Raw genomic sequence first — 24,161 nt, forward strand, 5'->3', positions numbered from 1 at the left:
TTCACGTATGCCGTAGTGGATATAGCGCCCCCCGAACTCGCCGGGCTTTACCGGAGCAAGCTGTTTCGTCCTGGTCAGGTTGGAACCGGTCAGGTCGGCCGAGCCGCCGATGGTGAAGGGCAGCGCCTCGTTTACCACGCCAAGCGCCATTTCGGACGCCTTGCGTGTGGCCACCTTGGGGCGTTCGGCGACAAGCGTTTCCTTGAACGCGGCCATCGGCAGCGCCAGCGGGGCTGGATCGGTCGCCAGATCGCTGAGGAAGGCATCGCGGTTGGGCGAGACGGCGAGCCGCGCCTGCCAGTCCTGCCGGGCACGCGCGCCCCGTTCCGCGACGGCGCGAAAGGCGTCATAGACTTCCGCGGGAATATCGAACGGGCCCCAGCTCCAGCCGAGACGCGCGCGGGCGGCCCCGATCTCCTCCATCCCGAGCGGTGCGCCATGCACGTCGTGGCTGCCCTGCTTGTTCGGAGCGCCGTAGCCGATCACCGTGCGGCAGGCGATCAACACCGGCAAGTCGGAACCGCGCGCCTCCGCTAGCGCATCGGCGATCTCGGCATGGGTATGGCCCTCCACCGTCAGAACCTTCCAGCCGGACGCACGGAAACGCGCGCTCTGATCGGTGGAGGTGGAGAGCGCCGTCGAACCGTCGATGGTGATGCGGTTGTCGTCCCACAACACGATCAGGCGGGAAAGCTTCAGATGGCCTGCGAGGTCGATGGCCTCCTGACTCACGCCCTCCATCAGGCAGCCGTCGCCGGCCATGACATAGGTGTAGTGATCGACCAGATCGGGGTAACGGGCCGCGGCCATCCGCTCCGCCAGCGCCATGCCGACGGCTGTCGCGATACCCTGCCCCAGCGGGCCGGTGGTGACCTCGATCCCTTGCGCATGGCCGTATTCCGGGTGACCCGCAGTCCGCGCGCCGATCTGCCGGAAGGCGCGGATCTGATCCAGTCCCATGTCGGAATAGCCGATCAGATGATGCAGCGCGTAGAGCAGCATGGAGCCATGCCCCGCGGACAGAATGAACCGGTCACGGTCGGGCCAGCTCGGGTCGGCAGGGTCAATCCTGACGAAGCGGTTGAACAGCACGGCTGCGACATCGGCCATGCCCATCGGCATTCCGGGGTGACCGGAGTTCGCCGCCTGCACGGCATCCATGGTCAGGGCGCGGATCGCATTGGCCATCAGCCGCTCATCGGCGCGCGTGGCTATGGGAGCTTGCGTGTTCATGGGATCCTCTCAGTGGCGATGGCGCTTGGCGTTGGAGACCAGGCGCTCGATGAGCGGCGTCAGGATGAGCTGCATGGCGAGATCGAGCTTCGGCCCGGGCACGACGATGGAGTTCGCACGGCTCATCCACGATCCGTTGATCATGGAGATGAGGTAGGGAAAATCGATCCCGTGCGGATCCTTGAACCGGATGACGACGAGGCTCTCGTCCACCGTCGGAATCCAGCGGGCGACGAACGGGTTTGACGTGTCAACCACGGGCACGCGCTGAAAGTTGATGTCGGTTTCGGTGAACTGCGGACAGATGCAGTGCACATAGGCATGCATCCGGCGCAGGATCACATCGGTGACCGCTTCCGTCGAATAGCCCCGATGCGCCCGGTCCCTGTGGATTTTCTGGATCCATTCAAGATTGATGACCGGAACCACCCCGACCTTCAGGTCGGAGAAGCGGGCGATGTTGACCTCGTTGTTGGAGACGGCGCCATGCAGGCCTTCGTAGAACAGAAGGTCCGAGCCATCCTCGAACGGCGACCAGTCGGTGAAGGTGCCCAACGGCGCCTGATAGCGCTCGGCCTCCTTCTCATCATGGACATAATGCCGTGTGCGCCCCTTGCCCGTCTCCCCGTATTCGCGGAAAACCCGCTCCAGCTCGACCAGCTCATTGGCCTCATAGGAGAAATGGGAGAAGGTGTAGTCCCCCTCCGCCGTGCGGCGGGCGAGCTCACTCTTCATCTCGGCGCGGTCGTAGCGGTGAAAGGCATCTCCCTCGATGGAAACCGCCATTATACCTTCGCGGCGGAAGATCTGGTCGAAGGTATGCTTGACCGTCGTGGTCCCCGCGCCGGAAGAGCCGGTGACCGATATGATGGGGTGGCGCAGGCTCATCTCATCAGCTCCTGAAAAGTCCGCGGCTGCCGAAAAGCGCCGATGTCTCGTTGTCGGGCAGGTCATGGTAGGAGGACACGCGCGCGACATTCTGGGCGCAGCCGAAGACGAAGGGCGTCCGTTCATGGATGCTGCGCGGCGCATGATCGAGGATCAGGTCGATCCCGTCGGTTGCGGCACCCCCGGCCTGCTCCACGATGAAGGCGATCGGCGCGCATTCATAGAGGTAGCGGAGCCGCCCGCGTTCATATCCCTTGCGGGAATCTCCCGGGTAGAGGAACACCCCGCCACGGGAGAGGATCCGATGCGTCTCGGCCACCAGAGAGGCGACCCAGCGCATGTTGAAATCCCGCGTCCGCGGCCCCTCCGTGCCGGCGACGCAATCGTCGATATAGGCCCGGATCGGCCGCGACCAATGCCGGTAGTTGGACGCGTTGATGGCGAACTCCCAGGATTTGGGCGCCAGTTCGATGCTGGTGCGGATGAGCCGGAACCGACCGCTCTCGGGATCGAGCAGGTATTTCTGAACCCCCTCGCCCATCGTCGCCACAAGGCAGCATTGCGGCCCGTAGATGACATAGCCCGCCGCCACGAGATCCCGGCCCCGGCGCAGGAAGCTCTCCTCTGCCGTCACACCCGCCGGATAGATGGCGAAGATGGTGCCGATGGAGACATTGACGCCGATGTTGGAAGACCCGTCCAGCGGATCAATGGCCAGTGCATAGGCGCCCTCGGGGTTGATCTCCTCGGCCTCGTCCCGCTCTTCCGAGGCGTAGAAGCGCACAGCGCTGCCGGTCAGAGCCTCCCGGAAGGCCTCATCCGCGATCAGGTCGAGCGCTTTCTGTCCGTCTCCGCCCGCGTTCTGGCCGCGCAATTCGTCCAGCACCTCATCCAGACCATCCCGCGCAATGCGCGTCTGAAGCGATGCGGCCACGGTGGCCATTCTGTGGATCACGTCCTGAAGCGCGACCGGGATATGAGACTTCGGCAGTATGGGTGTTGCGTCCTGCATGGCCTGTCTCCCTTCTCATGAAAGGAACTTGCGTGAAGTTCGCTTTCATGGAAATTTTAAAATGACGAATGCCTTTTCAGGAAAAGTGAAATGCCTCGCGTCGATGCCATTACCCTCCGGCAACTCCGAATCCTTGCGGCAGTGGCCTCCAACGGCTCTCTCACGGCGGCAGGGGAGCGCTTGGGTCTCACGCCGTCCGCCGTGCATGCGCAGATCAAGAACCTTGAGACGGCGCTGGCCGTACCGCTCCTTCGCCGCGCCGACAACGGCGCCGGGTCCGAGCCGACACGGGAGGCTGCGCTGGTGCTGGAGGCCGGTCGCCGGATCGAGGTGGCGCTGACGCAATGCGCAGCACAGATCAGCGCTCTGAAGAGCGGCCATGCCGGGCGGGTGACGCTTGGCGTTGTTTCGACCGCGAAATACTTTGCCCCGCGCCTTGTCGCGCGGCTCCGGGCGATCTGCCCCGATGTTGAGGTGGTTCTGCGGGAAGCGAACCGCAGCGGCGTAGTGGACGATCTGGAGCGCCATGCCGTGGACCTCGCCATCATGGGCCGGCCGCCCCGCCACCCGGAGGTTTCGGCCACGATGATCGGCCCGCATCCCCACGGGATCCTGGTGCCGCCGGACCATCCGCTCGCTGGGCGGCAGGTCACGATGGAGCATCTGCTGAACGAAACGATGATCGCGCGGGAAGAAGGGTCCGGGACACGGATCCTGATGACGCGCTATCTTGATACCGAAGCGGAGGGCCAGGTGTTCGACATCGTCCAGATGGGGTCGAACGAAACCATCAAGCAGGCGGTGATGGCGGGCCTCGGGATCGCCTTTCTTTCGTTGCACACCGTCATGGATGAGCTTGCACACGGGCGGCTCGCGCTTCTTCACGCACCGGGATTGCCGATCCTCAGACGGTGGTTTCTGGTCTATCCAGCGCATGTGCCGCTGACACCGGCAGCGAATCGCATCCGCACCGAAGTGCTCGATCTCAAGGGCAGCTTCCTTCCGGCGAACGATCTCGCGCTGGCGGGGCTCGGAGATATGCCGCGCCGGTGAGCCGTGATCGCGGAACAAGCATGAGGTGAGCCAGCGGTGCGGTCCGGGACGATATATCGCGGCCGACACTGTACCGTCCCGAGCCGTCCGGGACTTGCGCAAGGCGCCGCGGCGGGCAACGGCGATGCCTGAACGGATCGGGAGCGCGATCTATGCGGCAGGGCCGCCGAGCAGCCGTGCAAGGCTCCGGCGAAGGTCCATCTCGGCCAGGGGTTTGGCAAGGACTTCTGCGCCGACCTGGCCGGCCGCTTCGGCGATGAATTCCACCTGTTCCGCGCTGACCATGAGCGCGGGCAGCGGCTTGTCCAGCCTGTCGCGCAGCGCGACGATCACGTCGCAGCCGGTCTCGCCGTTATCGAGCCGGTAGTCACTCAGAACCGCGTCAGGCGCGCCTTCCTCAAGGGTTGCGAGCGCGCTTTCAATCCCGGCTGCGGTGGTGACATCCACCCCCCAGGACCGGAGGAGAAAGGCGAATGCGCTGCGAACGCTGGGATCATTTTCCACGATCAGGATGCGGTGCCCGGCGAGGAAGTCCAGAAGCGCCCCCGGATCCTCGATCATGCCTGCCCGCTGCGGCGGCAGCAGACACATCTCCCCCAGTCGCGGGAGGCGCACCCGGAAGCGCGATCCGCGGCCCGGCGCGCTGATAAGCTCGAGCGGATGGCCAAGACGCTGACAGGCCCGCTGGACGATGGAAAGCCCGAGCCCCGATCCCGGCTGATCGGAGCGGGAGAGGCGCTCGAATTCATTGAAGATGCGGCTCTGGTCGGACGGAGCGATGCCCGGCCCCTGATCCAGAACCTCCAGCCAGATCTCCTCGCCGTCCCGCCGCGCTCCGACGAGAACCTTGTGCCCCGTGGTGTATTTCAGCGCATTGGAGACGAGGTTCTGAGCGATCGACCGCAGCAGCACGGGATCGCTCAACACTGTCTGAGCGGTGGGCACGAATCGCAGCGCCACCTGCCGACCGGTCGCGAGGGGTTGCAGATCAATGCCCACACGCTGGAACAAGCGGCCCAGCGAGACCGGTGAGATCGACACCTCGGAGCGGGCAGAATCCAGCTTGGCGATATCCAGAAGCGCACGGATGAGTTCTTCGGCGGAATCGAAGCTGGCAGTGATGCGCTCCACCAGCTCGGCCTGAAACGGCTCGGCGGATGTTTCGGCCAGATGCGTGAGGAACAGCTTCGCCGCGCTCAGCGGCTGCAGGAGGTCGTGACCCGCGGCGCGCAGAAAGCGGGACTTCGCGCGACTGGCCTGATCCGCAGCCTCCCGCGCCCGGGCAAGTTCGGCGTTCGCTTCCGACAATTCGGAAAGGGCGCGCTCCAGTTCGCGGTTCCGGGCCAGGACTTCTCGCTCCAGCATGGCGGCCGTGCGCGTCAAAGCGTAGGAGGAACCGCGTGTCTCCTCCATCCGCTGCAGACGCTGCATCAGCGCGGCATTGATCTGCTCCAGCTTGTCGATCCGCCTTTGGGGACCGTCACTCTCCCGAAACATCGGGCCCTCCCCCGCCCAGAAAGGCAAGACCCACGAAAGTCTGGTTCACGTGGATACCGCCATGCTGCTCACCATAGGTGTTGAAGCCGGCCACGCGGAAGGTGCGGAAGATGCGATCCGCATCAAAAAGCTCTGATGAATCGAGCGCAATCCGTCGGAGGATACAGTCGAAGCCAAGCACCATGTCCACCGGCCGCGACAAGCGGGACAGCCTGTCCTCCAGCCCCTCCGTGGGGCTGACAGCGTGCCCGAGCATCAGCACCGTCCCCGTTTCCAGCAACGACATCAGCTTCAGCCCGCCCTCCGGCGTCACGCTCCGAATGGCCCGGACGAAATTCCTCCCGCCGATGCGCACCATCAAAGGGTGACGGGCAAAGACTGCAGGCCCCAGCTCCTCCAGACGATGACCCGTGCGCACGGCGTATTCCTCCGCCGCAGGTTCGCCGTTGATGGTCAGAAGCAGGCGTTCCTCAGGCAACGCATCGGTTACCACCATCGGAACGCCTTCTGGGGTGAAGTGGTCAAAGACCACCTCTTCCACCTCGAAAGGTGTGGACAGCAGGCAGAATACCGCACTTCCCCCCCGGGATTCGCTATTGAGGGCCAGTGCCGTCTCGGTAAAGCGCAGCCCGTCCGCCGTGGAGCCTCCCAGCACCAGAAGCCCCGGCAGCGTTGAATCCACCACCGCCGCGACCAGCTCTTCGCGACCGCTCAGCCCGTCGACGAGCAGCAGCCCAAAGCGCGAACGGCCCGGCTCCTCCGGGATCGCGGCGGAGAGTTCCCGCAACGCGCCCATCCAGTCCAAGGTCGCATGGCGGGCAAGTTCCGACAGCCAGATGGTGCCGGCGCGAAAGCCTGCCGTGGGAAAGACCACGAGCACCACCCCCTCGTCGCGTGGCCCCCCGTAAGCGAACCCGCCAGCGGAAGAGCAGGCCACGACGGTCGTTCCGGGAACGGCCGCACCGATCCGGTCGGACAGCAGCAGGACATCCTGACGATCGGCGGCGAAGGCGAGCACGAGCGCGGGCCGACGGCCATCTTCGGACAGTCGCGCTATGCAACTCTCCACATCGCCCGAGACAGCGAACGGCGACCCTTCTGCCGCTGGAGACATGATTTGCCCGTCAGTGATCGAAAATCTTCGCGCGTGAGGCAAGAAGGGCGGCCTGCGTCCGGTTACGCACCCGGATCTTCTCCATGATCGCGGCGATATGGGTCTTTACTGTCGCCTCGGCGATCGACAACTCATAGGAAATGATCTTGTTGGGCCGACCCTGGCAGATGAGCCGGAGAATATTCATCTGCTGCGGTGTGAGCGTCGCAAAGGTTCGGGCAAGCTCCTCCGCCTCCGAGCCTCCTTCCGGGTCATAACACTCCGGCACGACGGTTTCCCCTGCCCACATGCGTTCCAGAGCGGCGATCATCTGGGCGCGGGGCAGGGATTTTGACAGATAGCCGCAGGCCCCTGCTCCAAGCGCCGCGGCAATGCTGCAGCTTTCCAGCTGCGCGGAGATCACTGTCACCGGCGCGGCAGGTGCCAGCTGCCGCAGCGTCAGAACGCCGTCCACGCCCGAAACATCCGGCAAGGTCAGGTCCAGCAGCACCGCATCCGGCCCGTGTTCGCGGATGGCAGCGCGTGCCTCTGCCAAAGTCGCCGCCTGCCGCACACTGCTCAGCCGAAACGCATGGCGAAGAGCTATCGCGAGGGCCTCACACATCAAAGGATGATCGTCGACGATCAGGACATGCCGCACAGAGCTGCTGTTCGCGCCACGCGCGACATCGCATCCGGCGTCCAAAACAGGACGTTCGTTCATGACTTCCTCCCTTTCCGGTCGCCTCTCCCCAAACGCGCCCGGAACCTGAGACAGAATACTGCTGATACCACGGGAGTCTAAGACTTTTTCTTAATGGCAATTTCCGGCGGCAATTTCTGCGCCCGCGAAAAGCTTGTGACCGAAGCGCTACCGATGAAAGTGGTGAGTTCTGTAAAAGATGTTTTATATCAATGTGATAGATATGAAATAGAACGCGCTGAAAACATGCACTCAGCGTGAGGGTTTTCCGCACGTCATACTTTAGCACGACACCAAGGCCCACGAACCGCTCTTCGCAGGTCACTATGGGCGAAAGGGGAGGAAAGGGGCGTCGAATATCGGGCGGGGCAATCCCGGGGGAGGAAGCTGAAAGGTCCGATCCTCTGCATTGTCGGCCCCGCGCATCGGCAAGACCTCTCTTGGCCGCCGTCTGGCAAGACGCCGTGTGGCAAGGCATGAAAAAGGGCGCCACAGGCGCCCTTTCCAAGCTTTTTGTGATGTATCAGTGCGCCGTCGCGCCGGACGACGAGACACGTTCCTGCCGCGCGGCGAGGGCCGCCGCCTCCTCCGCGGCCTCGTCCCATTCGATGGGCTCCGGCTGGCGGGTGAGCGCGATCTTCAGGACTTCCCGCACGTGAGACACCGGGATGATCTCCAGCCCCTCTTTCACGTTATCCGGGATATCCGCCAGATCCTTGGCGTTCTCCTCCGGGATCAGGACCGTCTTGATACCGCCGCGCAAAGCCGCGAGCAGCTTCTCCTTCAACCCGCCGATCGGCATGGCATTGCCGCGGAGCGACACCTCACCGGTCATGGCGATATCCTTGCGCACCGGGATACCGGTCAGGACCGATACGATGGACGTCACCATCGCCAGACCCGCCGACGGCCCGTCCTTCGGCGTCGCGCCATCCGGGACGTGCACGTGGATGTCGATCGCATCGAATTTCGGCGGCTTCACCCCGATCTGGGGCGAAACGGAGCGCACGTAGGACGCCGCCGCCTCGATCGATTCCTTCATCACATCGCCGAGCTTGCCGGTGGTTTTCATCCGCCCCTTGCCGGGCAGTTTCAACGCCTCGATGTGCAGAAGGTCGCCACCGACAGAGGTCCAGGCAAGCCCGGTGACCACGCCGACCTGATCCTCCTTCTCCGCCAGACCATAGCGGAAGCGCCGGACGCCGAGGTAATCCTCCAGCTTCTCGGGTGTGACCTCCACGCTCGTGACCTTGCCCTTCAGGATCTCCGTCACGGCCTTCCGGGCGAGCTTGGCAAGCTCCCGCTCAAGGTTACGAACGCCGGCTTCCCGCGTGTAGTAGCGGATGACATCCATCAGCCCCTCATCGGTCACCTTGAACTCGCCCTTCTTCAGGCCGTGGTTCTTGACCTGCTTGGGGATCAGGTGCTGCTTCGCGATCTCGCGCTTCTCGTCCTCGGTGTAACCCGCGACGGAGATGATCTCCATCCGGTCCAGAAGCGGCCCCGGCATGTTGTACGAGTTCGCCGTGGTGATGAACATCACGTTGGAGAGGTCGTATTCCACTTCGAGGTAGTGATCGACGAAGGTCGAGTTCTGTTCCGGGTCCAGCACCTCCAGCATCGCGGAAGCCGGATCGCCACGGAAGTCCTGCCCCATCTTGTCGATCTCGTCGAGCAGGATGAGCGGGTTCGTGGTCTTCGCCTTCTTCAGCGCCTGGATGATCTTGCCGGGCATGGAGCCGATATAGGTCCGACGGTGGCCGCGAATCTCCGACTCGTCCCGGACACCGCCGAGCGAGATGCGGATGAATTCCCGCCCCGTGGCCTTCGCCACGCTGCGACCGAGAGAGGTCTTACCCACCCCGGGAGGGCCGACGAGGCAGAGGATCGGACCCTTCAGCTTCTGGCTCCGGGATTGCACCGCCAGATATTCGACGATCCGCTCCTTAACCTTCTCCAGCCCGTAGTGATCGGCGTCGAGCACTTCCTCGGCCTTGCCAAGATCCTTCTTGGTGCGCGACTTGACGCCCCACGGGATCGACAGCATCCAGTCGAGATAGTTGCGAACGACCGTAGCTTCCGCCGACATGGGCGACATGGACTTCAGCTTCTTCAGCTCGGCCTCGGCCTTTTCACGGGCTTCCTTGGAGAACTGGGTCTGCTTGATCCGCTCCTCTAGCTCGGCAACCTCGTTCTGGCCTTCCTCACCGTCGCCGAGTTCCTTCTGAATGGCCTTCATCTGCTCATTCAGATAGTACTCGCGCTGCGTCCGCTCCATCTGGCTCTTGACGCGGGACTTGATCTTCTTCTCGACCTGCAGGACGGACATTTCCCCCTGCATCAGGCCATAAACCTTCTCCAGCCGCTCGCCGATGTCGAGCGTCTCGAGCAGGTCCTGTTTCTGCGCCACGTCGACACCAAGATGGCCCGCGACCAGATCGGCCAGCCGCGCCGGTTCCTTGGTGTCGGAAACGGCGGCGAGTGCCTCCTCGGGGATGTTCTTCTTGATCTTGGCGTAGCGGTCGAACTCATCCCCCACGGAACGCAGCAGCGCCTGCACCGTCGATTTCTCGCCCGGGGTTTCGTCAAGCAACTCTGCCCGCGCCTCGAAGAAGTTCGGGTTGGAGACGAATTCGGTGATGTTCACGCGCGCCTTGCCCTCCACCAGCACCTTCACGGTGCCGTCGGGCAGCTTGAGCAACTGCAGCACGTTGGCGAGGACGCCGGTCTTGTAAATCCCCTCGGGGGAGGGCTCGTCCTCGGACGGGTCGATCTGGGAGGAAAGCAGGATCTGCTTGTCGTCCTGCATGACCTCTTCGAGCGCCCTGACCGATTTCTCGCGACCCACGAACAGCGGCACGATCATGTGGGGGAAAACCACAATATCGCGGAGCGGCAGCACGGGGTAGCTGTTGGTCGGGTGTTCGCTCATGCTCTTTCTTCCTTTCCTGGCAGGAAGGCGCCGGTCCCGCTCATTCGGCAACCCTTGGCCTTCCCCGCTCTTCGGAGGCTATATTTGGGGGGCGGAAGCGCGGCTTTCAACCTGCCGCGCAGCAGCCTTCCGCCGCACAATGACGGGATGGCAGCGGGGTTGCAAGGCGGGGTGGCGCGGGTTCGCCTATCGGGGGAGATTGCTCTTCGCGGCCCATCGCGCTAGCGGGGGGAAAAGGAGAACCGCGATGCTGTCCTACCAGCACGGCTATCATGCCGGGAACATGGCCGATGTGCACAAGCATGCGCTTCTCGCCGTCATGCTCGACTACCTCGCCCGCAAGGAAAAGCCGCTCACCTATATGGAGACGCATTCGGGCCGCGGCCTCTACAAGCTGGACGGGCCGGAGGCCGCCAAAACCGGCGAGGCCGCGCAAGGCATCGCGGTGGCGGAGCGGCTGGGCTGGTTTCCCGCCGATCACCCCTATCCGCGGCGTCTGGCGGAGGTGCGGGAGCGGTTCGGCCGCGCGAGCTATCCCGGCTCGCCCCTGATCGCCGCGCTGTCGCTGCGGCGGTATGACGTGATGACGCTCGCGGAGTTGCATCCTCAGGAATTCGCGGCGCTGGAGGAGACGATGGCCCCGTTCCGCGCCACGGTGCTCCGTCAGGATGGGATGGAGATGGCACTTTCGCGCACACCGCCCGAGCCACGCCGGGGTATGCTGCTCATCGACCCCAGCTATGAGGTCAAGGAGGACTATGCCGCCCTCCCCCGGTTCATCGGTTCGATCGCGCGCAAATGGAATGTGGGTGTCGTGGCGCTCTGGTATCCTCTGCTTTCGGGCGATCCGCATCGCGAAATGATGGCCGATCTGACCCGCGCTCATCCGGATGCGCTCCGCCACGAGGTCCGCTTCCCGCCCGCGCGACAGGGTCATCGCATGGTCGGGAGCGGCATGTTCATCCTCAACCCCCCCTGGGGCACCGAGGATGAGGCGCGGCGCCTCACCGGTCTGTTCCGCTCCCTGAAATGACCGGCCATCGGCGGCTGCGCCTGTCCGCGCGAGCGGGAATCCTGCGCCCCTCCCCAGGCATCTTCCCGGAAGGGAGCCGTCCTGTGACGAAGCTCCGCCCGCATACGGCTCGCCGCTCCCGAAGTGCAAACAGGGTTTGACCCATTCTCTGGGCCCACGCGCGTAAATCTTCCCGTCCCCGTATCGGCGGACACATGGTTCGCCCGGGTAAAGTGACCGGACAAGGGCGACAGGAGCACGTTCTTGATCCGCCGGTGCCCCCGTCCGCGGCAGCCGGAAAGACCGGGGTTCGATGCCCCGGGATTTCCGCCCCTCAGGTCAGGGTGAGCGGCTCGATATCGCCCGCAGACCGCTGCGCCTCGAACGCGGCCACGAAATCCGACAGCCGTCCTTCTGAGATCGCCCCGCGCAGTCCCGCCATCAGCTCCTGATAGTAGTGCAGGTTGTGCCAGGTCAGCAGCATCGAGGAGATGATCTCTTGCGCGCGGAACACATGGTGAAGATAGGCGCGAGAGTAGTTCCGACAGGCTGGGCAAGTGCAGTCTTCGTCCAGCGGGCGGGGGTCGTCCTGATGGCGGGCGTTCTTGATGTTGACCTGTCCGCGCCGCGTCCAAGCCTGTCCCGTCCGCCCGGAGCGGGAGGGCAGCACGCAATCCATCATATCCACGCCCCGCACCACCGCGCCGACGATATCGTCGGGTTTGCCCACGCCCATCAGGTAACGGGGCTTGTCCTCCGGCAGCGTCTGCGGCGCATAGTCCAGCACGCCGAACATCGCGGCCTGCCCCTCGCCCACCGCGAGGCCGCCGATGGCATAGCCGTCAAAGCCGATGGCCTTCAGCGCCTCCGCCGATTCCTCGCGCAATTCCTGCGTGACGCCGCCCTGCATGATCCCGAACAGCGCATGTCCCGGCCGGTCACCGAAAGCGTCGCGCGAACGTTGCGCCCAGCGCATGGACAGGCGCATGGATTTCGCCACTTCCGCCTCCGTCGCGGGCAGCGCGGGACATTCGTCGAAGCACATCACGATGTCGGAGCCGAGCAGCCGCTGGATCTCCATCGAGCGCTCCGGCGTCAGCCAGTGCTCCGAACCGTCGATATGGGATTTGAACCGCACCCCTTCTTCATTGAGTTTCCGCAGTGCGGTGAGGCTCATCACCTGAAACCCGCCCGAGTCTGTCAGGATCGGCTTGTCCCAGTTCATGAAGCGGTGCAGCCCGCCCAACCGGTCGATCCGCTCCGCCGTCGGCCGCAGCATCAGGTGATAGGTATTGCCGAGCAGGATATCCGCGCCCGTGGCGGCAACGCTCTCGGGCATCATGGCCTTCACCGTTGCCGCCGTACCGACAGGCATGAAGGCCGGTGTGCGGATTTCGCCCCGCGGGGTGGAGATCACGCCGGTCCGCGCCTTGCCGTCCGTCGCCGCCACCCTGAACCCGAATGTCTCGCTCATCGCCTTCTCCGCTTTCTGTGGCGTCTCCCCCACCGCTGTCGGGCGGTGACATAGGCGATCCGGCGCGGAAGCCCAAGCCCCTTGGCCCGCTCGGGTGACGCGGCGCCGGGGCGTTCCGCTCGGGCCAACCGCAGTCGCGGCCGGGCGGGGCCCGTCACAGCGGCGGGGAGCCAGGCTGCCCGACGACGGAGTGATCGGTCAGGACAGAAGGCCCGCGGCTTGTCCCGATGCGTCCGGGAAGTCCCTTCCCGCCGCAGCGCTCCGCGTCCCGTCAGCGCGGATTATTCCCATGACCCGGAGAATCGTCCCTGTCCCCCCACCCGGTCTGGACCCCGACGGCTCGCTTGCCTATATCAGGCAAGACCGCCCGCCTGTTGCAGACGAGAGACGCGATGACCGAAGCACTCCCCCTGGAGGGCAGCCCCCTCGTTCAACCCTCAACCACCGACCATCCGCTCTACGACAGCGTGGTCGCAGCCTGCCGCACGGTCTATGATCCGGAGATTCCGGTCAATATCTACGATCTGGGTCTCGTCTACACGATCGACATCACCGATGAAAACGACGTCACCATCCTCATGACGCTGACCGCGCCCGGTTGCCCCGTTGCTGCCGACATGCCCGGCTGGGTTGCCGAGGCTGTCGAGCCGGTGGATGGCATCAAGACGGTGAACGTCCAGCTTACCTGGGATCCGCCCTGGGGCATGAACATGATGTCGGACGAGGCGCGGCTCGAACTGGGCTTCATGTGAGCGACGGGCTTCCGGGCCATCTTGCCGTTCTGACGGGCGACATCGTCGCCTCCTCCGCGCTTTCCACCAAAGACCTCGACGATCTGTTCCGCGCACTTGGCGAAGCGGCCGATGCGCTGGCGACCCTTCAGGACATCGCACCGCGGCTGACCCGCTTTCGCGGCGACGGCTGGCAAATGGTGGCGGCGCCCCGGCTTGCCTTTCGCGCGGCGCTGGTTGCACGGGCTGCGGTGCGCGCCGTGGCCAAAGGCCGGGACACCCGTCTCGCGCTGGCCATCGGTGAGGTGGACCGGCTTGGCGCTCAAGGATTGGCGGATGCCGCCGGTGCCGCGTTTCTCGCCTCCGGCCGGCTGCTTGACCGGCTGCCTGCCAAGCGCCGCATGGCGGCGGAGGGGCAGCTGGCCATCCCGCTCGCGCTCTCGGACGGCATCGTGGCAGGTTGGACAGCCCGGCAGGCGGAAATCGCCCTGCACCTGCTCTCGCGCCCGGGGCGCACTCGCGCCGCGGTGGCGGATGCTCTGGGCATTGCACCGCAGATCGTTCAGCGGCAGGCAGATGCAGCCCGGCTCTGGTCGATCGACGCCGCACTCGAGTTGATTGAAACACCCAAATAGAGGTGTTTTTACTTATAACACCCAAATATGGATGACGGCACCGTCTTGATCCCGACTGACCGGCATGGCTAGCTTCCCGTGATGGCAGCAGAAGAGCGATACGCCTGATGATCGAGACCTTCGCTGCCCTGTTCCTGGCCCATGTACTTGCGGATTTTGTCTTTCAGACCCGCCGCATGGTGGTTCTCAAGAACCATCCCTCCGTGCTCTTGCTGCATGGGGGCACGGTGCTCCTGCTGATGTTCCTGACACTCGGCCGGGTGGATACGCCGGCCCTTTATGTCATTGCGGCAAGCCATCTCGCGATCGACGCGGCAAAGCTGCGGCTGCCCCATGGCCCCGGCGCTTTCCTGACCGATCAGGCGGCCCATCTGCTGATCCTCGCTGCGGCGAGCCTGGGCCAGCCCGGGCTTTGGCAGGGCGGTTTCTGGGCCGGACTGCCCTTTCCGGCAACGGAGCTGCCTGCCTTGATGCTCGTCATCGGCGGCGCGATCTTTGCCATCCGGGGCGGAGACTTCGCGACAGGCCTTATCGTCACCTCCGTCGCGCCCCGGAACCCGCTGCAGGAGGAAGGGTTGCCGGGTGCCGGGCGGATGATCGGCCTGCTGGAACGCGGGCTGGCCTTCACCTTCATTCTGGTCGGGCAGTTAGAGGCGGTGGGATTCCTGCTCGCCGCCAAATCCATCTTGCGCTTCGGCGCAATCCGGGAGGACCGCGCCGCCTCCGAATATGTGCTGATCGGAACGCTTGCGAGCTTCACCTGGGCCATTCTGACGGCCTTCGCGATCCGCGCGCTGTTGTCTGTCCTCACGTCTTGACCGGGTGGTCTTGAGCAGGGCTGCCTCTGGCCTTACATTATAACGTCAAAGCGCGAGGTTCCCCATGTTCAGCATTCCCGGCAAACAGGCCGTTACCCTGACCCCGTCAGCCGTCCGGCAGATCGCCCGGCTGATGGAGCGAGATGGCGCCAAAGGGCTGCGGATCGGCGTCAAGAAGGGCGGCTGCGCGGGCATGGAATACACCATGGATTACGTGACCGAGGTCAATCCCATGGATGAAGTCGTGGAGCAGGATGGCGCGCGCGTCCTGATTGCCCCCATGGCACAGATGTTCCTGTTCGGTACGGAGATCGACTACGCCACCACGCTGCTGGAAAGCGGGTTCCAGTTCAACAATCCGAACGTTTCCGAAGCCTGCGGCTGTGGTGAGTCCATCAAGTTCAAGGACATGCCAGCAGGCTGACCCCCGCCTTCCCGCCTGTCACCTGAACGCTCGACTCTACGCGCGCCCGCCGGACTGCCCGGCTCCGCCCCTGTTCAGCAAAGGATATGCGGCAAAGACCATCGCCGCGGATCGGCGCGCATGGGCTGCGATGACCTCCGCCGTCGGCTCCCTGTCCGCCGCCATCAGCGTTCGCACCATGACGGGGTGCGTGCACAGGCTCAAGAACTGCCACGCTGCTGCCTCCACATCCGGCATATCGAGCCGCCCCGCCGCGACGAGTTGCTCGAAATAGCCGGCGATCCGCCGTGCGCCCGCCACCGGGCCCGCCTGGAAAAAGCTTTGCGCAGGGGCCGGGATTCGATCCGCCACGCCCACGACCATACGGACCAAAGCGATATGCTCGGGCTCCAGCAGGCGGGTGATCAGATCGACGGCGTAGCGTGTGAGCACCTCCTCTGGAGCACCCGCCGGGTCCAGAGGCGTGAGATGCTCCGCCGTCTGCCGCTTGCTTTCCTCCACCAGCGCGACGAACAGCGCCTCCTTGTTCGGGAAGTAGACGTAGAGCGTGCCCTTTGACACGCCTGCCTCCCGCGCAATGGTCTCCATGCTGGCTGCCTCAAATCCCACGGCAAGGAAGCGGCGACGCGCACCCTCCAGGATTTGTGCCCGCTTGGCACAGGCCCCCGGCGAGACGTCTTCCGTCGGACTGGCCATAGTCGCGCCTGCGATCGGGCTGGCATTCATTCCTGCAACTCCGTGTCATCAGCCCTTGCTTTAGCGGGAGAGAGGAGTATGTCAACATCTGACCGAACGGTTCGGTCAATTCGTCGCATCCTCCCGCCAACGAGCCTCACATGCCCCGAGATTCGCTCCAACCTTCAGACGCCGCTCTGCCGCGGACCGACGCCGCCCCGCCTGCCGCGCAGAAGGCCCCGCCCGGCCGCAAGCGGTTCATCCTGATCGGTCTCGCCCTGGTCGCGCTCATCGGGCTGCTGGCATATGGGTGGCACTACTGGACGATCGGGCGGTTCGAGGTGTCCACCGACGATGCCTATGTCCGTGTCGACTTCGCCATCCTCGCCCCCAAGACGGCGGGCTATGTCGCCACCGTTCCTGCCGTCGCCAATCAGGCGGTCCATGCGGGCGATACGCTTGTGACGCTGGAGGATGGTGACGCGCGTGACGCCCTGGCCCAGGCGGAGGCGCAGCTTGCCGTCCAGGAAGCCTCCATCCAGCGAATCCAGAGTCAGCAGGCAGCCGCCGCGACCAGCATTACGCAAGCCGAGGCACAGGTCACTGCGGCACAAGCCATCTCCGTGCAGGCTGCGGCGGATCTCACCCGCTATACCCGTCTCGCCCAGACCGATGCGGCCAGTGCCCAGCGCCTCGAATCAGCACGGGCCGCTGCAGCGACGGCGGAGGCATCACTGGCCGAAGCCCGTGCGGGCGTCACCGCCGCGGAGGCCAATGCCCGCGTGGTTTCCGCCCAGAAGGCGGAGGCGGAGGCGATGGTTCCGGGCCTGACCGCCCAGCGCGATCGGGCCGCCCGGGTGCTCGACGAAACGGTGCTCCGGGCACCGGCCGATGGTGTCGTGGGCAACCTGTCGGTCGCCATCGGCGATTACGTCACGCCGGGCAAACGGCTGATGGCCGTCGTGCCGCTCAAGGACAGCTATATAGAGGCCAATTTCAAGGAAACGCAGATCGAAAGACTGCTGCCCGGCACCCATGTCCGGGTGGAAGTGGATGCCTATCCCGACCGCAGCTTCGATGCGACGGTGATCGGCATCTCCCCTGCCTCCGGCGCGGTTTTCAGCATGCTCCCGCCGGAAAACGCCACGGGCAACTTCACCAAGGTGGTTCAGCGTCTGCCCGTCCGCATACATGTGCCCGAGGATGTGGCCACGGCCGGATGGCTGCTTCCCGGCATGTCGGTGGTGGTGACGGCGGATACGCGCACGACGCCCTCCCGTCAGGACTGAGGCCATGGCCGACACCGCTCTCGCATCCCCCGCCTCCCGCCCGGAGCCGGTGGTCACAACGCGCCGCTTCATCGCCTTCGCCGCGCTGGTTTTCGGGATGTTCATGGCGATCATGGACATCCAGATCGTCTCCTCCTCCCTCAGCCAGATCCAGGCGGGCCTGTCCGCCGCCCCGAACGAAGTGTCGTGGGTGCAGACGAGCTATCTCATCGCCGAAGTGGTGATGATCCCGCTCTCGGGCTTCCTGTCGCGGGCGCTGTCCACGCGGGTCCTGTTCACCATTTCGGCTGCGGGATTCACGCTGGCCTCTGCGCTCTGTGCCTCTGCCACAAGCCTGAACCAGATGATCGTCTATCGGGCGCTTCAGGGCTTCATCGGTGGCGGCATGATCCCCACTGCCTTCGCGGCCTCCTATATCATCTTCCCCAAGCGCCTTCAGGGACCGGTCATGGCGGTGGTCGGGCTGACGGTGACACTCGCCCCCACCATCGGGCCGACCATCGGCGGCTATCTGACGGAACTTCTGTCTTGGCACTGGCTGTTTCTGATCAACGTACCGCCGGGGATCGCGGCGACGCTGCTGGCCTGGTTTCTCGTGGACTTCGACGAACCCGATTACGCCCTGCTCCGGCGTTTCGATTTCCTCGGCCTCGCCACGATGACCGTGTTCCTCGGCTCGCTGCAATATGTGCTGGAGGAAGGGCAGACCAACGACTGGTTCGCAGACGAGGCCATCGTGTTGATGGCCGCGCTGGCCGCGGGCGGCGCGGTTGCCTTCTTCTGGCGGACGTTCACCGCGCGAACGCCGATCGTGGACCTTTCCACCTATCGCGACAGGAACTTCGCGGTCGGATCGCTCCTGACATTCGTTCTTGGGATCGGGCTTTACGGGCTGACCTATCTCTACCCGCTCTATCTCGCGCGGATACGCAACTATACCTCCCTTCAGATCGGCGAGACGGTCTTCGTCACAGGGGCGGCCATGTTCTGCACCGCGCCGATCGTCGGCAATCTGGTGCGGCGGGTGGATCCGCGCAAGCTCATCGGCCTTGGCCTCGCGGGTTTCGCGGCCTCGACTTACATGGTTACCCCGCTTACCGCGGATTGGGCATTTGGCGAACTGTTCTGGCCGCAGGCCTTCAGGGGCGTTGCGCTCATGCTCTGCATGATTCCCATCAACACCATCGCGCTCGGCACGCTGCCGCCTGATCGGGTTAAGAACGCCTCCGGCCTGTTCAATCTCACCCGAAACCTTGGGGGTGCGGTGGGGCTCGCGACCATCAACACCGTGCTTCAAAGTCGTACCGACCTGCACTACCAGCGTCTTGCAGAGCAGGTCCGCTGGGGTAGCGTCGCGGCGGAGGAGCGGTTGGCGGATATCGCGGCCGGTCTCTCCAGCAGCCTCGGCCCGGCGGCCGACGGAGCCGCGCTGGCCCGAATCGCGGGGATGGTGCGGCAACAGGCGACGGTGATGGCCTTCGCTGATGTCTTCCTCATGCTGGCAGTCATGTTCAGCGTGACCCTGCTGCTCGTGCCACTGGTTCAGCGTCCGCAAGCGGCCGCTGAAGGGGTGGGTGGCCACTAGAGCGCGGACTCAATCGACCATTCCGCTGTCCGCTGAAGTGAATCGCGATACAATGCAAACCATGAGCCCATTGAGTACCACTCCTAGAGGCCGAAACCTATCAAAAGCGGTTGACTCCGGTCGAGCCATGCGTAAAAGGCAGGCTCCAAAGAATTTCGCGGACGGGCGCACCGTCCGACTGCAGGAGAACACCAATGGCGAAGCCGACGACGATCAAGATCCGTCTGAACTCGACGGCGGGCACCGGGCATTTCTATGTCACCAAGAAGAACGCCCGCACGATGACCGAAAAGATGACGGTCAACAAGTACGACCCCGTCGTGCGCAAGCACGTGGAATACAAAGAAGGCAAGATCAAGTAATCCTGCCTCCTTCGGAAGACGCAAGAACCGTGCCGTGAGGCGCGGTTTTTTCGTTTTCGCCTCTCCGGCAAATCTGGCGCCATACAGGCCCCTGCCCTCGCGACCCTTCTCCGCCGGAGGGAGCGGGGCAGGAGGTCGGCAGGCGACTGCCATCTGTCCCGCAGCGGCGCCACACCCGCCTCAGCCCCCTTGAGGAACGCTGCTGCACGGCTTTGGGCACGACGTGACATGGGCAGGGCTGCTCAAGGCAGGAATGAAAGTTCCCCGTCGGCCTGCTCAGAGCCGATCTGCCGGCTTTCTGCCGCGCGGAAGGGATCAGCCGCGCAGCAGTGCTTCTCTCAGTCACGAACCGGGCCCGCGCCTCTCGAACGGGGCACGGCGATCAATTGCTCCACCTCAGCCAATACCAACCGAGCAGCGGGCGTCCGGGAGTTCTGAGGCGCAATCCTGTCCGCTCAGAGCAGCGTGCCCTGACCGTCCTCCCCCTCCGGCCCGTCTGCAGCGGGCGGGGCCTTCTTGCGTCGTTTCGGAGGAGCCGGCAGCGCAGGGCCGACGAGGAGCTTGCCATCATGGAACTCCAGCTCCAGCACAGGGGCCGGTTCCGCCGCCATGAGGGAGGTGACGACCTGCCCCTCCGCCCGGACGACGACATAGCCGCGACGGAGCGTCTCCCGGTAACCGAGCGTCTGGCGGAGCCGCTCAAGCGCTTCCAGCCGGACCCGCACCCCTTCCAGCCGCTGCAGGACGCCGGTATCGAGCCGGGTAGACAGTACCGCCAGCCGCTCCCGCCCCCGCGTGGTCGCACGGGCGTTGTCGGCAAGGCTGCGGCGAAACCCGGCCTCCAGAGCCAGCGATAGCCGCCCAAGGCTTTCCCGTCGCCGCACCAGCCCCTGCCCCAAAAGGCCCGGCAGGCGAGCCGCCCTGTCCTCCGCCATCCGCCGTTCGTGAATGAGGAATCGCGACAGCAGCGCCGGTTGCAGCCGGACGCCCGCCCGCTCGAACCCCGCCCGGCGCCGGGCGGCTAGCGCGCGGAGCGCCGCGGGAAGCCGGTGGCTCCACAGGTCCAGCCGCTGCGATGGGCCGGCCAGCAGCGCCTCAGGCCGGGGCAGCGCGCGCGAGAGATCGCGAAGCCGCTGGCCGCGCAGGGCTACCCCCTGCCCCGCCGCCCGCATGAGCCGCGCGCCCTGCCCTTCCACCGCCGCAAGCAGGTCCAGCCGCACCGGAACCGCCATCTCCGCGGCGGCGGTTGGCGTCGGCGCCCTGCGGTCAGAGGCGAAATCGATCAGCGTCGTGTCCGTCTCATGCCCAACGGCTGAGATCAGCGGAATGCGGGAGCCGGCGGCAGCACGCACCACTTCCTCCTCGTTGAAGCCCCACAGGTCCTCGATCGAGCCACCCCCGCGCGCGACGATCAGCAGATCGGGCCGGGGGATCGGGCCATCAACGGGCAGCGCGTTGAACCCGCGGATCGCGGCGGAAACCTGCGGCGCACAGTCCTTGCCCTGCACGGCGACCGGCCAGATCAGCACGCGCCTCGGGAAACGGTCGCGCAGACGATGGAGAATATCCCGGATCACCGCCCCCTGAAGCGATGTCACCACGCCGATCACCTCCGGCAGAAACGGGATCTGCTTCTTGCGCGCGGGGTCGAACAACCCTTCGGCCTGCAATTGCGCGCGGCGCTTCTCCAGCATCGCCATGAGCGCCCCGACACCGGCAGGCGCCACGTCCTCCACCACCATCTGGTATTTCGACTGCTGGGCGAAAGTGGTGAGCCGCCCCGTGGCCACCACTTCCATCCCCTCCTCCGGCATCACGGTCAGGCGGGAGGCCGTACCCTTCCAGCAGACGGAAGCCAGCGTGGCCTTGTCGTCCTTCAGATCGAAATAGACATGGCCCGTGCGCGCCACCACGACACGTCCCACCTCTCCCCGCACGCGGACGTGGGAGAACCCGCCCTCGATGGAGCGTTTGACCGCCCCCGACAGCTCGGAGACGGTGAATTCCGGCTCATTCCGGCGGTTATCGCCCTGGGGTTCGGGATCTTCAAACAGGTCGGACACATCACACTCGCTTGCTCAAGGGGCCCGGCCATCTTAGAACGCCCGCCAACCGAACGGAACGGGCCGAGACATGAACATCCTGATACTGGGCGGCGGCGGGCGCGAACATGCGCTGGCCTGGGCGATCAAGCAGAACCCGAAATGCGACCGGCTCATCGTGGCGCCGGGCAATGCGGGCATCGCGGAGCTGGCGGAAACGGCGGCGCTCGACATTCTCGACGCGGCCGACGTGCTCGAATTCTGCGAGTCGAATGCCATCGACTTCGTGGTGATCGGTCCGGAGGCCCCCCTGGCTGCCGGGATCGCCGATGCCCTGAGCGCCGCCGGATTTCTGACCTTCGGCCCCTCCGCCGCCGCCGCACGGCTGGAGGCCTCCAAGGCGTTCACCAAGGAAGTCTGCGACGCGGCCCATGCGCCCACCGCAGGCTATGCCCGCTTTACCGGGCGGGAGGCGGCCCTTGCATATGTGCGGCAGACCGGCGCGCCCATCGTGGTGAAGGCGGATGGTCTGGCGGCCGGCAAGGGCGTGGTCGTCGCCATGACGCTGGCGGAGGCCGAGGAGGCCATCGAAGACATGTTCGGCGGGCAGTTCGGTGAGGCCGGCGCGGAGGTCGTCATCGAAGAGTTCATGGAGGGGGAGGAAGCCTCCTTCTTCATCCTTTGCGACGGGGAAACGGTGCTTCCCGTCGGCACCGCGCAGGATCACAAGCGCGTCGGCGATGGCGATACCGGCCCGAATACCGGCGGCATGGGCGCCTACTCTCCTGCCCCCGTGCTCAGCGAGGCGATCCAGCGGCAGGCCCTCGACGAGATCGTGAAGCCCACCATGGCGGAGATGTCGCGGCGCGGCACGCCGTTTCAGGGCATCCTCTATGCCGGGCTGATGATCAAGGACGGCCGGGCGCGGCTTGTGGAGTACAATGTTCGGTTCGGTGACCCTGAATGTCAGGTGCTGATGATGCGGCTCGGGGCGCAGGCGCTCGACCTGCTCCACGCCGCTGCGGAGGGTCGTCTCGCGGAAATGACGGTGAGTTGGGCCGATGACCATGCCCTGACCGTCGTGATGGCTGCGGATGGCTATCCGGGCGATTACGTGAAGGGCACGGAGATCCGCGGGCTGGACGCGCTGCCCTCCGACAGTTCGCGCATGTGCTTTCATGCGGGGACGGTGGAGCGGGAAGGGCGCATCCTTGCCAATGGCGGGCGGGTGCTCAACCTTACCGCGCGGGGCGCGACACTGGCAGAAGCGCGGGAGCGGGCCTATGCGATGGTCGAGCGGGTGGACTGGCCGGAGGGATTCTGCCGCCATGACATCGGCTGGCGCGCCCTCTGATACAGCCGGCGTTGCCAGCGGGCGGAGAGCGCCATCCCCCTCGTGGGTGAATGACCCGCCCTCCATCAAGCATCCGGCACTGCCCCGGGCGCGGACGTCTAGCGACGGCCCCGGCCCGCTGTCATGGCCGCCGCCAGGCATTGCCCCCGGCGCGGACGTCCAGCCAAGCACGAACGCGAAGATACAGCCTGCCCGCGAGCCGCTTCAGGCCCGGCATCGGCACGGAGAAATCCGTGCCGTCACCCGGATTGCAGGAGGCTGCTCCCCCTTCCGCTGCAGGGCAACGGGCGATGACCCGCCCCAGCCCGAGACATGATCGGCGACGGGCGTAGGGAGAGAGCCGCTCATGCGTCATCCCGACATCCGCTCCGTGAAAGCGCCGAATGGGCATAGGGCAGCGAACCGCTCAGAGGCTACCGCAAGCGAACGCCGTGCAACCGCATCGCTTGCTCATGACCAGAGGAGCCGAGGCGAGGTAGTCAGATCTGCTTCTCGGGCATCTGGACGACGAGGCCGTCCAGCGCCTCTGTGACCTTGATCTGGCAAGTCAGGCGCGAACGGACGGGATCGGGTTGCCAGGCGAAGTCCAGCATGTCCTCCTCCATCGCATCCTTGGCGGGCAGGCGATCCACCCAATCGGGCGCGACATAGACGTGGCAGGTAGAACAGGCGCAGGCGCCGCCGCAATCGGCCTCGATCCCCGGAATGTCATTGTCCCGCGCGCCTTCCATGACGGTAAGGCCGTTCGGCACGTCCACGACATGTTCGGTGCCATTCGCTTCGATATAGGTGATCTTCGCCATCGCGTCCTGCCTGAAGTCCGGGCCGCAGCCCAAGGGGGGAGATACCCGACATAGGACAGGCCGGACGGTTGCACCAGCCCCCGGCCCGGCCGTACCCGGGCAGACCGCTCGCGCGGGACAGGGCACCGGAGGGCGGTTCCCGGACGACCGGAGATACCCTGCCGATAGCCGGAACCCTGCCCGGAAGGGTCTGCACCGCAGAACGGACCTACGCCCGGGGTTGCGGCCGCCGCTTCGGCGGGGCGACCGCATGTCCCGCCCGTCACTCCTGTGCGAGCGACCGGACGATCTCATCCTTGATGGCGAGCCTTTTGCGGCGGAGTTCCTCCTCCGCGTCCTCGCTCATCGGGGTGATGCGGGTTTCCGCGAGATGAACTGCGTCATTCACCTCGTCATACTGTTTCAGCAGGAGGGCAAAGACCGCGTCCTTCGCCTTTCGCGCATGAATGGCTTCGATCCGGTCGGGGAATTCTTCCTCGAGCGTGTGGGGCGTATTGGACATGACGTCTCTCCTCGGATGGTTCGCTTGTCAGGTAATCGCCTGCG

23 protein-coding genes are annotated in these 24,161 nt (G+C 65.2%); 10 read left to right on the top strand and 13 right to left on the bottom strand.

The window, feature by feature from the left end; genetic code table 11:
* The 3 genes from CN97_RS17385 to CN97_RS17395 form a co-directional block, all read right to left on the bottom strand.
* Positions 1 to 1,233, bottom strand: a 1,233-nt coding sequence (locus CN97_RS17385) for a 1-deoxy-D-xylulose-5-phosphate synthase N-terminal domain-containing protein (protein ID WP_035714167.1), incomplete at its 3' end; no start/stop codon positions are given.
* A gap of 9 nt (positions 1,234 to 1,242) precedes the next feature.
* Positions 1,243 to 2,121, bottom strand: coding sequence for a phosphoribulokinase (locus CN97_RS17390; protein WP_035714169.1), 879 nt, complete (start codon positions 2,119 to 2,121; stop codon positions 1,243 to 1,245).
* Positions 2,122 to 2,125: 4 nt separating this feature from the next.
* Positions 2,126 to 3,133 (bottom strand): class 1 fructose-bisphosphatase, encoded by a 1,008-nt coding sequence (locus tag CN97_RS17395; protein WP_035714172.1) that lies wholly within the window; start codon positions 3,131 to 3,133, stop codon positions 2,126 to 2,128.
* 90 nt (positions 3,134 to 3,223) lie between these two features.
* Between CN97_RS17395 and cbbR the strand changes: the two genes are divergently transcribed.
* The gene (gene cbbR, locus CN97_RS17400) at positions 3,224 to 4,186 is read left to right on the top strand and encodes a LysR family regulator CbbR (protein WP_051911406.1); all 963 of its coding nucleotides are present in this window, start codon (positions 3,224 to 3,226) and stop codon (positions 4,184 to 4,186) included.
* A 150-nt stretch (positions 4,187 to 4,336) separates the two neighbouring features.
* Here the strand turns inward: cbbR and CN97_RS17405 are convergent, their stop codons facing one another.
* From CN97_RS17405 to lon, 4 genes are all read right to left on the bottom strand, one after another.
* Complete coding sequence (locus CN97_RS17405) at positions 4,337 to 5,683, bottom strand: ATP-binding response regulator (RefSeq protein ID WP_035714174.1); 1,347 nt, start codon at positions 5,681 to 5,683, stop codon at positions 4,337 to 4,339.
* Positions 5,667 to 6,797: an FIST signal transduction protein gene (locus CN97_RS17410; protein ID WP_051911408.1), complete on the bottom strand. Its 1,131-nt coding sequence runs from the start codon at positions 6,795 to 6,797 to the stop codon at positions 5,667 to 5,669. The genes CN97_RS17405 and CN97_RS17410 overlap by 17 nt, the downstream gene beginning before the upstream one ends.
* Positions 6,798 to 6,807: 10 nt before the next feature.
* Positions 6,808 to 7,500: a response regulator gene (locus CN97_RS17415; RefSeq protein ID WP_051911409.1), complete on the bottom strand. Its 693-nt coding sequence runs from the start codon at positions 7,498 to 7,500 to the stop codon at positions 6,808 to 6,810.
* 502 nt (positions 7,501 to 8,002) lie between these two features.
* Complete coding sequence (lon, locus tag CN97_RS17420) at positions 8,003 to 10,411, bottom strand: endopeptidase La (RefSeq protein ID WP_035714176.1); 2,409 nt, start codon at positions 10,409 to 10,411, stop codon at positions 8,003 to 8,005.
* Positions 10,412 to 10,658: 247 nt separating this feature from the next.
* On the opposite strand from lon, the gene rlmJ reads away from it, so the two are divergent.
* Positions 10,659 to 11,444, top strand: a complete 786-nt coding sequence (rlmJ, locus tag CN97_RS17425; protein WP_035714177.1) for a 23S rRNA (adenine(2030)-N(6))-methyltransferase RlmJ — start codon at positions 10,659 to 10,661, stop codon at positions 11,442 to 11,444.
* A gap of 313 nt (positions 11,445 to 11,757) precedes the next feature.
* Here rlmJ and tgt read toward each other — a convergent pair whose 3' ends face one another.
* The gene (gene tgt, locus CN97_RS17430) at positions 11,758 to 12,897 is read right to left on the bottom strand and encodes a tRNA guanosine(34) transglycosylase Tgt (protein ID WP_035714179.1); all 1,140 of its coding nucleotides are present in this window, start codon (positions 12,895 to 12,897) and stop codon (positions 11,758 to 11,760) included.
* Between the two features lie 392 nt (positions 12,898 to 13,289).
* On the opposite strand from tgt, the gene CN97_RS17435 reads away from it, so the two are divergent.
* The 4 genes from CN97_RS17435 (at position 13,290) to CN97_RS17450 (ending at position 15,505) form a co-directional block, all read left to right on the top strand.
* A complete protein-coding gene (locus CN97_RS17435; RefSeq protein WP_035714183.1) occupies positions 13,290 to 13,649 on the top strand; it encodes an SUF system Fe-S cluster assembly protein in 360 nt (119 codons plus the stop codon).
* Positions 13,646 to 14,263 carry a hypothetical protein gene (locus CN97_RS17440; RefSeq protein WP_035714184.1) on the top strand — a complete coding sequence of 206 codons (618 nt, stop codon included), beginning with the start codon at positions 13,646 to 13,648 and terminating at the stop codon, positions 14,261 to 14,263. Before CN97_RS17435 ends, CN97_RS17440 begins: the two co-directional genes overlap by 4 nt.
* A 107-nt stretch (positions 14,264 to 14,370) precedes the next feature.
* On the top strand, positions 14,371 to 15,081 hold the full coding sequence (locus tag CN97_RS17445) for a DUF3307 domain-containing protein (RefSeq protein ID WP_035714186.1): 711 nt from the start codon (positions 14,371 to 14,373) through the stop codon (positions 15,079 to 15,081).
* A 64-nt stretch (positions 15,082 to 15,145) separates the two neighbouring features.
* Positions 15,146 to 15,505 carry a HesB/IscA family protein gene (locus tag CN97_RS17450; protein WP_035714188.1) on the top strand — a complete coding sequence of 120 codons (360 nt, stop codon included), beginning with the start codon at positions 15,146 to 15,148 and terminating at the stop codon, positions 15,503 to 15,505.
* A gap of 36 nt (positions 15,506 to 15,541) precedes the next feature.
* Here CN97_RS17450 and CN97_RS17455 read toward each other — a convergent pair whose 3' ends face one another.
* Complete coding sequence (locus CN97_RS17455; protein ID WP_051911411.1) at positions 15,542 to 16,231, bottom strand: TetR/AcrR family transcriptional regulator; 690 nt, start codon at positions 16,229 to 16,231, stop codon at positions 15,542 to 15,544.
* Positions 16,232 to 16,341: 110 nt separating this feature from the next.
* On the opposite strand from CN97_RS17455, the gene CN97_RS17460 reads away from it, so the two are divergent.
* From CN97_RS17460 to rpmG, 3 genes are all read left to right on the top strand, one after another.
* The gene (locus tag CN97_RS17460; RefSeq protein WP_051911413.1) at positions 16,342 to 17,469 is read left to right on the top strand and encodes an HlyD family secretion protein; all 1,128 of its coding nucleotides are present in this window, start codon (positions 16,342 to 16,344) and stop codon (positions 17,467 to 17,469) included.
* Positions 17,470 to 17,473: 4 nt separating this feature from the next.
* Positions 17,474 to 19,054 (top strand): DHA2 family efflux MFS transporter permease subunit, encoded by a 1,581-nt coding sequence (locus CN97_RS17465; RefSeq protein WP_035714190.1) that lies wholly within the window; start codon positions 17,474 to 17,476, stop codon positions 19,052 to 19,054.
* A gap of 194 nt (positions 19,055 to 19,248) precedes the next feature.
* On the top strand, positions 19,249 to 19,416 hold the full coding sequence (gene rpmG, locus CN97_RS17470) for a 50S ribosomal protein L33 (RefSeq protein ID WP_011750518.1): 168 nt from the start codon (positions 19,249 to 19,251) through the stop codon (positions 19,414 to 19,416).
* A gap of 455 nt (positions 19,417 to 19,871) precedes the next feature.
* Here rpmG and xseA read toward each other — a convergent pair whose 3' ends face one another.
* Positions 19,872 to 21,479: an exodeoxyribonuclease VII large subunit gene (gene xseA / locus CN97_RS17475; RefSeq protein ID WP_035714193.1), complete on the bottom strand. Its 1,608-nt coding sequence runs from the start codon at positions 21,477 to 21,479 to the stop codon at positions 19,872 to 19,874.
* A 70-nt stretch (positions 21,480 to 21,549) separates the two neighbouring features.
* On the opposite strand from xseA, the gene purD reads away from it, so the two are divergent.
* Positions 21,550 to 22,812, top strand: a complete 1,263-nt coding sequence (purD, locus tag CN97_RS17480) for a phosphoribosylamine--glycine ligase (RefSeq protein ID WP_035714195.1) — start codon at positions 21,550 to 21,552, stop codon at positions 22,810 to 22,812.
* 121 nt (positions 22,813 to 22,933) lie between these two features.
* Here purD and CN97_RS20810 read toward each other — a convergent pair whose 3' ends face one another.
* The 3 genes from CN97_RS20810 to CN97_RS17490 form a co-directional block, all read right to left on the bottom strand.
* Entirely contained in the window at positions 22,934 to 23,167 is a 234-nt protein-coding gene (locus tag CN97_RS20810) for a hypothetical protein (RefSeq protein WP_131389527.1), read from the bottom strand.
* 124 nt (positions 23,168 to 23,291) lie between these two features.
* Positions 23,292 to 23,615 carry a 2Fe-2S iron-sulfur cluster-binding protein gene (locus tag CN97_RS17485; protein WP_035714197.1) on the bottom strand — a complete coding sequence of 108 codons (324 nt, stop codon included), beginning with the start codon at positions 23,613 to 23,615 and terminating at the stop codon, positions 23,292 to 23,294.
* Positions 23,616 to 23,877: 262 nt separating this feature from the next.
* Entirely contained in the window at positions 23,878 to 24,117 is a 240-nt protein-coding gene (locus CN97_RS17490) for a YdcH family protein (protein WP_035714199.1), read from the bottom strand.
* Between the last annotated feature and the right edge of the window lie 44 nt (positions 24,118 to 24,161).

It is taken from the genome of Haematobacter massiliensis, from assembly GCF_000740795.1.
Classification (GTDB): domain Bacteria; phylum Pseudomonadota; class Alphaproteobacteria; order Rhodobacterales; family Rhodobacteraceae; genus Haematobacter; species Haematobacter massiliensis.